Origin of the sequence: Frateuria aurantia DSM 6220 (assembly GCF_000242255.2) — a bacterium.
GTDB lineage: Bacteria > Pseudomonadota > Gammaproteobacteria > Xanthomonadales > Rhodanobacteraceae > Frateuria > Frateuria aurantia.
Genome location: NC_017033.1, coordinates 903,143 through 915,259 on the forward strand (window position 1 = coordinate 903,143; position 12,117 = coordinate 915,259).

Genomic DNA, 12,117 nt, shown 5'->3' on the forward strand with positions numbered 1-12,117 from the left:
GAAAGGCCTTGACCGGCAGGGGTATAATGGCGCTATGTCCCAGCAAACCTCCCGTCCCGCGACGGACGCGACCGGCGCTCCGGTCGATATCGATCTCCAACAGTTGCGGCGCGCCCTCGACGGCGTGCTGAGCCGTGACCATGGCCGCCTGCTGAATCGCTGGCGCGGTCTGAAACGCGCTGCCGACCCGCAGCGGCTGATCCAGCTGGCCGAGGCGATCCGGACCTCGTGCGCCGAGCGCTTGCGGCGACGTGAACGGGTACCTGCCGTCATGGTCGATGCCGGGCTGCCGATTGCCGATCATGCCGATGAGCTGGTTCGTCTGATCCGTGAACACCAGATCGTGGTAGTGGCCGGTGAAACCGGTTCGGGCAAGACCACCCAGCTGCCCAAGCTTTGCCTGATGGCGGGGCGGGGCGAGGCCGGCCTGATCGGCTGCACCCAGCCGCGTCGGTTGGCGGCACGTTCGGTGGCCCAGCGGGTCGCCGAGGAACTGGCCACCCCGCTGGGTCAGCTGGTCGGCTTCCAGGTCCGCTTCACCGACCAGGTGTCGGAAGCCAGCCTGATCAAGTTCATGACCGACGGCATTCTGCTGGCCGAGACCCAGAATGACCCCTGGCTGTCGCGCTATGACACCATCATCATCGACGAGGCCCACGAGCGCAGCCTCAATATCGATTTTCTGCTGGGCTATCTCAAGCAGCTGGCCCGGCGGCGGCCCGACCTGAAGATCGTGATCACCTCGGCCACCATCGATACGGCGCGCTTTGCCGAGCATTTCGACGGTGCTCCGGTGGTCGAGATCGAAGGGCGGACTTATCCGGTCGAGGTCCGCTGGCGCGGCATCGACGACATGCCCGGCGAGCGTCAGCTGGCTCAGGGCAGTGCCGAGCATGTGGCCGCGGTAATGGACGAGATCAGCAAGCGCCGGGGCGGAGGCGAGGATCCGCTGGGTGACGTGCTGGTCTTTCTGCCGGGCGAGCGCGAGATCCGTGACGTCCATCGCCTGCTCGACCAGCGCAATTATCGCGAGACCGAGATTCTGCCACTGTATGCCCGCTTGTCGGCCGGCGATCAGGACAGGATCTTCAGGCCGGGTTCGAAACGCCGCGTGGTGCTGGCCACCAATGTGGCCGAAACCTCGCTGACGGTGCCGCGCATCCGCTACGTGATCGATACCGGCGTGGCGCGCGTCAAGCGCTACAGCCAGCGCAGCCAGATGGAACGGCTGCATGTCGAGCCGGTGTCCCAGGCCGCGGCCAACCAGCGCAAGGGCCGCTGCGGACGCACGGGGCCCGGCGTCTGCTACCGGCTCTACAGCGAAGAGGATTTCAACGCCCGCCAGGCTTTCAGTGATCCCGAGCTGCTGCGCTCCTCCCTGGCCAATGTCATTCTGCGCATGCTGGCCCTCAAGCTGGGTGAGGTCGATGACTTCCCCTTTATCGAGGCGCCTGATCCGCGCGTGGTCTCGGACGGCTATCGACGTCTGGCTGAAATCTCGGCGATCGACGAGTCTCGCCGTCTCACCCCGATCGGCCGGACGCTGGCCCGGCTGCCGATCGATGTCCAGCTGGCCCGCATGCTGGTGGAAGCCGAGCAGCGTGGCTGCCTGAAGGCGATGCTGGCCATCGTGGCTTTTCTCAGTGTGCAGGATCCGCGCGAACGGCCGGCCGATGCACGTCAGCAGGCCGATGCCGCCCATGCGGTGTTTGCCGACCCGGCCTCGGATTTTCTCGGCGTGCTGAATCTGTGGCAGGCCTACGAGCAGGCGCATGAGGACTTGTCGCAGTCCAAGCTGCGCGACTGGTGCAGCCGCCACTTCCTCAGTTATCTGCGCATGCGCGAATGGCGTGAACTGCATCGCCAGCTGTTGAGCGTGGTCCGCGAACTGGGCTGGAAGCCGAAGGCTGAAGACCAGAACAGCACCGAGCCCTCGTCGGCCGACACGCCCGCGTCCGTCGGCCCAGCGGAGCGCAAGGCCGGCCGTTCGCGTCGAGGTGGCAAACCGGTGCCGGCCCCGGAGCGGATCCAGACCTCCGGCACCGAAAAACGACAGGCGGCTCGCCGCGAGGAACAGCTGCAGGCGCGGATGTACGAGTGCCTGCATCGCAGTCTGCTGGCCGGCCTGCCGACCCAGGTCGGCCACAAGGACGAGAAGGGGATTTATCTGGGCACCCGCGAGCGACGTTTCCAGATCTTTCCCGGCTCATCGGTTTCCAGACAGCCGCCGGGCTGGCTGTTCGCCAGTCAGATCATGGATATCGGCGGCAAGGTCTGGGCCATGTTGTGTGCCAAGGTCGAACCGGTCTGGATCGAGCAGCAGGCGGCCCATCTGATCCGGCGCAGCTGGCGTGATCCGCACTGGTCGCGGCCACGCGGTGCAGTTCTGGCTTACGAGCAAGTCAGCCTGCTCGGCCTGGTGCTGGCAGAACGCCGAACGGTGCAGTTCCAGGCCCAGGATCCGGCGCTGGCTCACCGGATCTTCGTCACCGAAGCGCTGGCGCGTTGCGACATCGATGCCCGCGCCGACTTCATCAAGGCCAATCGCAAGGTGCTGGAGCAGGCCGAGGAGATGCAGGCCAGACAGCGTCGCGACGGCGTGATCCAGGATGAGGAGGCACTGGCTGCCTTCTTCGCCGGCAAGCTGCCGGAGTCGGTGGCGGGCAGTCGTGCCCTTGACGCCTGGTACATTCGGGCCGGTGCCGCCGAACAGGCGGCGCTGCGCTGGTCGCTGGATGATGTGCTGGGTGGTGGCGAACGACCCGATGCCCGCGACTTTCCGGCCGAGTGGCCGCTGGGCAATCGGCAGCTGCGACTGGAATACCGCTTCGTGCCTGGCGACGAGGCCGACGGCGTGACCTTGCAACTGCCGCTGGATCTGCTCAACGCGATACCGGCGTCCCGCTGCGAATGGCTGGTGCCGGGATTGCTGCTGCCCAAGGTGGCCGAGCTGATCCGGAGCCTGCCCAAGGCGCTGCGCCGCAATTTCGTGCCGGCTCCGGACTTTGCGCGAGCCTTCGTGGAAGCCGAGGCCGCCCGTGACGAACCACTTGGCAAGGCCTTGGCCAAGTTCCTGACCCGGACCACGGGCGTGGTGCTGGAGCCTGCCGCTTTTCAGGGCGTCGAGCTGGAGCCGCATTTCCTGATGCGGTTCCGATTGCAGGACAGCCAGGGCAAGCCGCTGGCCAGCAGCCGTGATCTGGCATCGCTGCAGGCCGACTGGGAGGGGCGTGCCCGCGATGCTTTCAGTCGTGCCTCCGAGGTCCAGCTGAAGCAGGATGAAGTCACCCACTGGGATTTCGACGAGATTCCGCCGCAGATCCGTTCAGGTCACGGCGTCAATGCCTTCCCTGCGCTGGTCGACCTGGGGTCGGCGGTGGCCTTGCGGCTGTTCGAGCGGCATGGCGAGGCGCTGGCGGCCCATCGCCAGGGCGTGGCCCGGCTGTTGGCCATGACCTTGGCGGCCGAGCTCAAGCACGCCAAGCGCCGGCTGCCGATCAAGCCGGCCCTGGGACTGAAATACGCCCCGCTGGGCACCGTGGAAAGCCTGCGCGAAGAGCTGGTCGATGGCGCCTGGCAGGACATGCTGGCTGACTGCGAGCTCAATGTCCGTTCCGCTGCCGATTTTGCGGCCCTGCGCGAGCAGTTGGCCCGCCGCCTGTCTGCAGCGGCGATGGAGCGACTGAAGCTGGCCGAACCGGCGATCGAGCTGCAGACCGAATTGCAGACCTGGCTGAAGCCCCATGTGGATGGTTTCGCCCGTGCCAGTTATACCGATCTGAACGAGCAGGCCGATCACCTGCTGACGCCGGGTTTTCTGCGTGAGCTGCCCAAGGCCAGGCTGGCGCATTATCCGCGCTATCTGAAGGCCTTGCTGTTGCGGGCCCAGCGACTGCGTGAGGATCCGGGCCGAGACGGCCCGCGCATGCTGCAGGTCACACCGTTCTGGCGCGAGTATCTGAAGCGGCGGGCCACGGGCGGCGCTGAGCTGCAGGTATTGCGCTGGCTGATCGAGGAATGGCGCGTATCGCTGTTCGCGCAGGAGCTGAAGACGGCCGAGCCGGTCTCGGCCAAGCGTCTGGCCAAGGCCGTGGCGGATCTGGGCTGATGTCGTACCTCGGCCTTTGCCCGTGGAACGGCAGCATCCATCCGCAACCGGCTGCGGTATCCTGAGACCATGGTTGAACTCGCACATACCGCCTCGGCCGATCTCGATCACTGGATAGAGCAGCATGCACCTGCTTCGCCGGTGCTCGCTGCCGCGCTTGAAGCCTACGAATCGGCGGTAGCCGATGCCCGTCAGCATGAAGTCTGCGCGATCACCTTGCGCCTGTTGCAGGAGATCGGCGGAGACGAGGCGACCCTGATCGCCGCGCTGTGGTTCGAGCTGGCACGGCGTGATCCGCCACAGTGGGAGGCCAGACAGGCTGAAGTGGGCGAGGATATCCGCCGGCTGGTGGCCGGCCAGCTTGCCGCCCAGCAGGTCTGGGCACTGCATGCCGAGCGTCCGGGCGGGCAAGTCGCCGAGGGGCTGCGCCGCCTGTTGCTGGCCATCATCCGCGATATCCGGGTGGTCTTCATTCTGCTGGCCCGGCAACTGGCCTGCATGCGGCTGGCGGCCCAGGATCCGGATGACGGCGAGCGGCGCGCTCTGGCCCAGCTGACGCGGGATATCCACGCCCCGCTGGCCAACCGGCTGGGTATCTGGCAGCTGAAGTGGGAGCTGGAAGATCTTGCCTTCCGTTATCTGCAGCCGGATACCTACAAGCGCATCGCCAGACTGCTGGACGAGCGCCGGGTGGATCGCGAGCAGTTCATCACCCAGTCGCTGACGATGCTGAAGGAGGCGCTGGCCAAGGCCGGCATCCAGGCCGATCTGGCCGGGCGGCCCAAGCACATCTATTCGATCTGGAAGAAAATGCAGCGCAAGTCGCTGGAGTTTTCCGATCTATACGATATCCGCGCGGTACGGATCCTGGTCGACAGCGTCGCCGACTGCTATGCGGCGCTGGGCGTGGTACATACCTTGTGGCCGAATCTGCCGGGCGAGTTCGACGACTACATCGCCCGCCCCAAGGGCAATGATTACCGGTCCCTGCATACCGCCGTGATTGGGCCGCAGGGCAAGACGCTGGAAGTGCAGATCCGTACCCACGAGATGCACCAGATCAACGAGCTGGGCGTGGCGGCGCATTGGCGCTACAAGGAAGGCGGCGGCAATGGCGATGCCGATTTCGAGGCCAAGATCGCCTGGATGCGCAAGCTGCTGGAGTCGCGCGAAAACGAAGGCGAGCTGGCGGCGGATCTGCAGACCGAGCTGCTGGAAGACCGCGTCTATCTGCTGACGCCCAAGGGCGAAGTACAGGATCTGCCGCGTGGCGCCACGGTGCTGGATTTCGCCTACCAGATCCATACCGAGGTCGGTCATCGCTGCCGTGGCGCCAAGGTCAACGGCCGCATCGTGCCGCTGAGTTTCCAGCCCCGCAGCGGCGACCGTATCGAGATCCTCACCGCCAAGCAGTCCGAGCCGCGTCGCGACTGGCTGTCCCCGCATCATGCCTATCTGCATACCTCGAGAGCGAAGGAAAAGGTGCGAGCCTGGTTCCGCCGCAGTGCCCACGATGCCAATCTGGCGGCAGGCCGGATCCTGTTCGAGCGGGAGCTGAAAAAACTGGCGCTGCCGGATCCGGATCTTGCCAAGCTGCCGGCGCAATTCAATTTCAAGACCCAGGACGAGCTGCTGGTGGCGCTGGCCCTGGGTGAGGTGACGGCCGGCCAGATCAGCCGCAGCCTGCAGGAGCCGGTCGAACCGGCCGAAGTCACCCAGTCGGGGTTTGCGATGACGGCCCGGCCGATGCGGCTGGATGGCGATGCCTTGTCCATCGACGGGGTCGGCAATCTGCTGACCAGCCTGGCTCGATGCTGCCAGCCGCTGCCGGGCGACGAGGTGGCCGGTTTCATCACCCGCAGTCGCGGGGTCTCGGTGCATCGTCGTGACTGCGTCAGTCTGGGCCGGCTGGCAGCCCGATATCCGGAGCGGCTGATCGATGTCAGCTGGGGGCGTTCGGCCGCGCAGTCCTACGAAGTCGACATCGAGGTGCGCGGTTATGACCGCAAGGGCCTGCAGCGTGATGTGACTACCGTCATCAGTCATGTCGGCACCCATATCATCGCCTCCTCCAGTCGGGTGTTCTCGCGGACCGGCGAAGTGGAGATGCGGTTCACCCTGCAAGTCAGCGGCTTTGATCAGCTCTCCTCGTTGCTGGGAAAGATCGAGACGCTGCCCAATGTGGTCCAGGCCCATCGCTTGCATGGCGGCTGAGCATCCGCGCCGGATGCCTGAATGGCCGCTGCCCGCGATGGACGTGCAGGCGGGGCGGTGTTGTATGCTGGGCCTCGCTTCTCTTTGAATCTTCGTCATGAACAGGCGACAATCTTCTGACACGTCGCCCACCGGGCGACATGAACCCCGACTGGGCAATGTCGATCAACTGGGGGTGCCCGAAGGGCCCGTTCCGATCACGTCGCCGCCTCGCCGGTCCGGACCGCCGCCGGCGCGGCGTCCGCTGACGTTCTGGCTGTTGTGGCTGCTGATTCTGGGCATGACGGTGGCCACTGTCTGGTGCTATCAGGACCAGTTGAGGGCGCTGATTCCCAGTACCACCCTCAACCAGGTGCTGAACCGGGGCGATCAGGCCTTGCAGGCCGGCCATCTGGACGGACATGACGGCAGCAGTGCACGCGAATTGTACGAGGCGGCGCGTGCACTGGCTCCGGACAATGATCGCGCGATGCAGGGCTTGCGCCAGGTCGCCAGCGCCGAGCTGGACGCCAGTCGTCAGGCTTTGGCCGCCGGCCGGCTGGACGAGGCCGAGCAGGCGCTGGCGGTTGCCCGCGAGCTCAATGGCGGCGGGGTCATCATCGAGCAGCTGCAGCGTGACATCAATGCCCGTCGCAGTGCTGGCGACCAGTTGGAGCGTTGGGTGCAGCAGGCCCAGGCCGCTCTGGCCGCCGGCCATCTGGACGGCGATGGCGGCGCTGGCCCTCTGTACCGGCAGATGCTGACGATGAATCCTGACAATCCGGTGGCCCAGCACGGTCTGGATCAGGTCGCCAGTGCCATGACCGCCCAGGCCAGGCAGGCGATCGCGGCCCATGATCTTGCAGCGGCCGCCGACTGGGTCAGCCGGCTGGTGGCGCTGAATCCGGATTATGCCGAATTGCCTGTGCTCAAGGGCGAGCTGGTCGACCAGCAACAGGCCGCGGCACAGCAGTTGCAGGCCGATCTGGACAAGGCCGGCCAGGCCTTGCGCGACGGGCGCATCAGCGGAGCCTCGCCTGATACCGCACAGGCCGGCTATCAGGCGGCGCTGGTGCTGGATCCCCAGAACGCGCAGGCCAAGGCAGGGCTGGCCCAGGTCGCCGCGGCTCTGATCATGCAGGCCGACGCCGCCCTGGAAGCGGGGGACAGCCGCCAGGCGCGGGCATTGCTGGATCAGGCCGCACCCTTGGCCCCCGACTCGCCTGAGCTGAATACGGTACGGGCCCAGTTGCAGGATGATGGCCGTGGCGATAAGGCGGCCGTCGCCGTGCCGCCGCCGGTCGCGGCCTCCGCGGCCTTGCCGGCGGCCCGGATCCGTGCCCCGACTCCGACTCAGGCCGTCGCTGAGCTGTCCCCGGCACAGCAGGCCCAGGTCGCTCAATGGCTGCAGCAGGCCGGCACGGCAGCAGCAGCAGGGCAGATCATGCTGCCGCCCGGCGCCAGCGCCTATGATCTGTATCGACAGGTGCTGGCGACGGATCCGCACAATGCCGCAGCGCAGGCCGGTCTGCAGGGCTTGCCGGCAGCGGCCCGGCAAGCCCTGGTGGTGGCCATGGGCAGCGGCCAGCTGGGCCAGGCCGAGGGACTTCTGGCCAGCCTGGGCCAGTTGCAGCCCGGTGATGCCAGCCTAGGCGTGATGCGCGAGCAACTGGCCAATGCCTGGATCGATCAGGCCATCCAGCAGCTGGATGCCGGCGACAAGCCGGGCTGTGCCCAGGCCTTGCATCATGCCCGCCAGCTGAGCCCTCGCAATCCACGCCTGCCTGGCTTGTATGCCCATCTGAACGCGGCACGCTGATGGGCGGGGGCTCGGAAACACGGCCACTGCTGGTGATCGGCGGTCGCAGCCAGATAGGCTGTTTCCTGCGCCGGCGCTTGGCCGAAACGGAGCAGCCGGTGCTGGCGGCCAGCCGTCAGCCGGGACCTGACACCACCGGATGGCATTGGCTGCACGCCGAGCTTCCCGATGCCATGCCTGGATGGCCGCCGCTGGCGGGCATCATCAGTGCCGGCCCGCTGGGGCTGCTGGCGGAGTGGCTCGCCGGGCAGCCGGGCCTGGACTGCCCGCTGGTGGTCGCAACCAGTTCAATGAGCGCGATCAGCAAGCGCGATTCACCGGTCGCTGCGGAACAGGCTCTGGCCTCCGCCCTGACGGCGGCCGAGCAGCGGTTGCAGGCCGTATGCGAGGAGCAGGGGCGGGCCTGGACGATATTGCGCCCGACCCTGATCTATGGCGCGGGACTGGACCGCAGTCTCAGCCCTATTGCTCGGAGAGCCGCCCGTTGGCGGGTCTTTCCGCTGCCGCCGGGGCGGGGCCTGCGCCAGCCCGTCCACGCCGACGACGTGGCGGCTGCGCTGCTGGCCTGCCGCCACACCGAATCGGCCTGGGGGCAGATCATTCCTTGCGGCGGCGGCGAGCGTCTGCCGGCGGCCGAGATGTTCGCCCGGGTCTGGCGCAGCCTGCCAGGGGCGGTGCTCCCGATGCCGGTGCCAGCCATGGCGGTGAAGGTATCTGGATGGCTGATGCCGGCGCGGGCCGGCATGCTGGCCAGACTCGAAGCGGATCTGGTGGCCGACAACCATATGCTGCGGACGCGCCTGGGATTGCAGCCCCGCGGTTTTCATCCAGGCGCCGACGACTGGTGGCCGTCGGCCGTGGCCGACCCTGGCTGATACTTCACCGTCCTTGGTCGTGAGAGCTGGCAGGGCTTGCCTGCTTTCCGGTTTGCCTGCAACAGCGCCGCCGGTTGCCAGCGGATAGCCACAATCGAGCTCGGGCGTTCAGATCTGCGCAGGTCGGCCGCCGTTATCATTCTTATCACTTCTTTCCTTTCCGGTAATCAGGCTTGGCTGCTTTCAATTCCCTGTTTTCTCTCTGGCGACGTGCCTGGCCGATGCTTCGGATTCCATGCTTTGTCGGTCTGGGCCTGCTGGTCGGTTTTGTGGTGCCCTATGTGCTGATGCTGGACCGGGAGGTGCGTTCCCGTTTCAATGATCTGGTCTTCGCGGTGCCGACCCGGGTCTATGCCCGTCCCTTGCCGTTGAGTCAGGGGCTGGCGATGAATGCCGCGACTCTGGAGCTGGAATTGACCTTTGCCGGTTACCAGCCGGGCGATGGCAAGACCCCCGGGACCTGGCAGCGTCAGGTGGGGCGTTATCTGATCGGCAATCGTGGCTACCATGGCCCGGACGGCGCCGTAGCGGCGCAGAACCTGGTGCTGGTCCTGGCCGGCGGGCGGATCGCCCGCTTGCAGGCGGCGGACTCGGGGCGGCCGCTGGAACAGGCGCATCTGGATCCTGCGCGGATCGCCACGGTCTATGGTGCCAGCCAGGAAGAGCGGCGCATGCTGCGGCTGAACGAGGTGCCGCCGCTGCTGCTGGGCGGGCTGCAGGCCGTGGAAGACCGCGATTTCAAGCATCATCACGGGGTCGATCCGATGGCGATCGCCCGGGCCATGTTTGCCAATCTGCGGGCGGGTCATACCGTGCAAGGTGGTTCCACCCTGACCCAGCAGCTGGTCCGCAACCTGTATCTGAGTCGTACCCAGACCTTCAATCGCAAGATCAACGAAGCCTTGATGTCGGTACTGCTGGAAATGCATTACAGCAAGGCTCGAATTCTGGAAGCCTACGTCAACGACGTGTTTCTGGGCCAGCAGGGCGCTCAGGCGGTGCATGGCTTCGCGGCGGCGGCCGAGTTTTATTTCGGGCGTCGGGTCGAGGGACTGCCGCCCCAGGATCTGGCGCTGCTGATCGGTCTGGTCAAAGGCCCCAGCTATTACGATCCCCGGCGTTATCCCGAGCACGCCCTGCAACGGCGCAACGTGGTGCTGCAGGAGTTCGTGGCCACGGGCCTGCTGGATGCCGACCAGGCCCGTACCGCCGCGGCCCAGCCGCTGGGCGTGGTGGCCGGTGGCCAGCTGCCGCACAACCGGTTTCCGGCCTTTATGCAGCTGGTGCGCGCCCAGATCACCCATGACTTCGACGAGGCGACCCTGCGACAGGGCAATCTCAGTATCTTCACCACGCTGGACCCGGCGACCCAGCTGGATACCGAGCAGGCCATCGCCACCACCGTGGCCGGTATGGGGCGGCGGGGCCAGAATATCCAGGCGGCCGGCGTGGTGACCGATGTCGCCGGCAGTTCAGTGCTGGCGATGGTGGGCAGCAAGCTGCCGGGCGACCAGGGTTTCAACCGCGCGATGGATGCGCGCCGGCCGATCGGTTCGCTGATCAAGCCGCTGGTCTATCTGGTGGCGCTGACCCAGCCCGAGCGCTGGAATCTGGCCACGCCGCTGGATGACGGTCCGGTGGCCTTGCAACAGCCCGACGGCAGTCTCTGGTCGCCGCAGAATGATGACAACCAGAGTCACGGCCAGGTCCCGATGGTGGATGCGCTGGCCCATTCCTGGAATCTGGCCACCGTGCATCTGGGCCTGGCGATCGGCGTGGCGCGGGTGCAGGCTTTTCTGCAGTCCTTCGGCCTGGCCAAGATCAATGCCGGCCCCTCGTTGTTGCTGGGGGCAGTGGATCTGGCTCCGTTGCAGGTCGCGCAGCTGTACCAGTACATCGCCGATGACGGCTATGCGACCCAGTTGATGGCGGTCAGTGCGGTGCTGGACGGCGACGGCACGGTGATCAAGCGGTATCAGGTGCGGGCAGGCAAGGGCCAGTACCAGCCCGCCGTGCGCCAGATCCGCTGGGCGATGCAGCAGGTGACTCAGGTCGGCACTGCGCACGCCATCGGGGAATCCGGTCTTGCCGGCCTGCATGCCGCCGGCAAGACCGGTACCAGCGACAGCCAGCGGGACAGCTGGTTCGCCGGATTCACCGGCCAGCATCTGGCCGTGTTCTGGATGGGCCGTGATGACAACCATCCGACCGGGCTGTGGGGGGCCTCCGGCAGCCTGAAAGCCTGGATTGCGCTGTTTCACCGCCTGCCCAGCACGCCGTTGTCGGCGGAGCCCGGCCCTGGCCTGGAAATGGCCTGGGTGGATCCGGCCAGTGGCAAGCGGACTGACCCCCAATGTGCGGGAGCCCGCCAAATGCCTTTCGTGATCGGGTATCTTGCGCAGGATACGCAGGGCTGTTTCTGGCAGCATGTGCAGAACTTCTTTGGCGGCGGCCCGGGTTCCTCCGACCCGGCCCCCGCACCCTCCGATACCACCAGCCGAGATTGAGTGATGCAGACCCGTTTGAATTGTGTGTTTCTGTTGGCGGTCGCAGCGCTGCTGGGGGGCTGCAGCCTGTTCAATCGCTGGGAAGCCAAGCCGTCGCCGCTGCCGCCCAGACCGGTGGAAGCCGATTACGACCGCGTCGCCGCGATCCGGGCCGCGGGTGACCGCGAGGCGGCCCTGACCGACAGTGCCATCGATGTGGCGCCGCTGCGGGATCCCGGGGTGGCGATTCTGGAAGACCAGGCCCAGCAGAATCTGCAGACACGGCATTACGCGCTGGCGGCCGGCGAGCTGGATCAGGCCCTGCAGCGCAATCCGGACTCGCCCGATCTGCTGCAGGACCGGGCCGAGGCCGCGGTGGGGCTGAAGGATTACGCCCGGGCCGAGACTTTGGCCCAACGCTCGTGGTCGCTGGGTCCCAAGCTGGGTCCCTTGTGCGCCCGCAACTGGCAGACCGTGGTCGAGATGCGTCTGCTGGCCCATGATGCGGCGGGCGTCGCCCAGGCGCGCAGCCAGGTTCTGGCCTGCCACAAGGCCAGTGTGCCGCGCTATTGAGGAGGAGGCAGGGTCCGCTGCCGCCGTGAGGGCCGTCTTCGGCTCACCTCGGTGAGTCTGCAA

Annotated in this window: 6 protein-coding genes; all 6 read left to right on the forward strand. The window is 66.7% G+C overall.

What is annotated here, in order from left to right; genetic code table 11:
- Positions 1-34: 34 nt before the first annotated feature.
- The 6 genes from hrpA (at position 35) to FRAAU_RS04100 (ending at position 12,054) form a co-directional block, all read left to right on the forward strand.
- On the forward strand, positions 35-4,108 hold the full coding sequence (gene hrpA / locus FRAAU_RS04075) for an ATP-dependent RNA helicase HrpA (protein ID WP_014402302.1): 4,074 nt from the start codon (positions 35-37) through the stop codon (positions 4,106-4,108).
- A 69-nt stretch (positions 4,109-4,177) separates the two neighbouring features.
- Positions 4,178-6,322 (forward strand): RelA/SpoT family protein, encoded by a 2,145-nt coding sequence (locus tag FRAAU_RS04080; protein ID WP_014402303.1) that lies wholly within the window; start codon positions 4,178-4,180, stop codon positions 6,320-6,322.
- A gap of 97 nt (positions 6,323-6,419) precedes the next feature.
- A complete protein-coding gene (locus tag FRAAU_RS04085) occupies positions 6,420-8,120 on the forward strand; it encodes a tetratricopeptide repeat protein (RefSeq protein ID WP_014402304.1) in 1,701 nt (566 codons plus the stop codon).
- On the forward strand, positions 8,120-8,995 hold the full coding sequence (locus FRAAU_RS04090) for an SDR family oxidoreductase (protein ID WP_014402305.1): 876 nt from the start codon (positions 8,120-8,122) through the stop codon (positions 8,993-8,995). Before FRAAU_RS04085 ends, FRAAU_RS04090 begins: the two co-directional genes overlap by 1 nt.
- A gap of 221 nt (positions 8,996-9,216) precedes the next feature.
- Positions 9,217-11,502: a penicillin-binding protein 1B gene (gene mrcB / locus FRAAU_RS04095; RefSeq protein WP_014402306.1), complete on the forward strand. Its 2,286-nt coding sequence runs from the start codon at positions 9,217-9,219 to the stop codon at positions 11,500-11,502.
- Between the two features lie 3 nt (positions 11,503-11,505).
- Entirely contained in the window at positions 11,506-12,054 is a 549-nt protein-coding gene (locus tag FRAAU_RS04100) for a tetratricopeptide repeat protein (protein WP_014402307.1), read from the forward strand.
- The last annotated feature ends 63 nt before the right edge of the window (positions 12,055-12,117 follow it).

Excerpts from the sequence above, each read along its gene's own strand:
- hrpA (WP_014402302.1), top strand. The coding sequence starts at position 35 with ATGTCCCAGCAAACCTCCCGTCCCGCGACGGACGCGACCGGCGCTCCG.
- FRAAU_RS04080 (WP_014402303.1), top strand. The coding sequence starts at position 4,178 with ATGGTTGAACTCGCACATACCGCCTCGGCCGATCTCGATCACTGGATA.
- FRAAU_RS04085 (WP_014402304.1), top strand. The coding sequence starts at position 6,420 with ATGAACAGGCGACAATCTTCTGACACGTCGCCCACCGGGCGACATGAA.
- FRAAU_RS04090 (WP_014402305.1), top strand. The coding sequence starts at position 8,120 with ATGGGCGGGGGCTCGGAAACACGGCCACTGCTGGTGATCGGCGGTCGC.
- mrcB (WP_014402306.1), top strand. The coding sequence starts at position 9,217 with ATGCTTCGGATTCCATGCTTTGTCGGTCTGGGCCTGCTGGTCGGTTTT.
- FRAAU_RS04100 (WP_014402307.1), top strand. The coding sequence starts at position 11,506 with ATGCAGACCCGTTTGAATTGTGTGTTTCTGTTGGCGGTCGCAGCGCTG.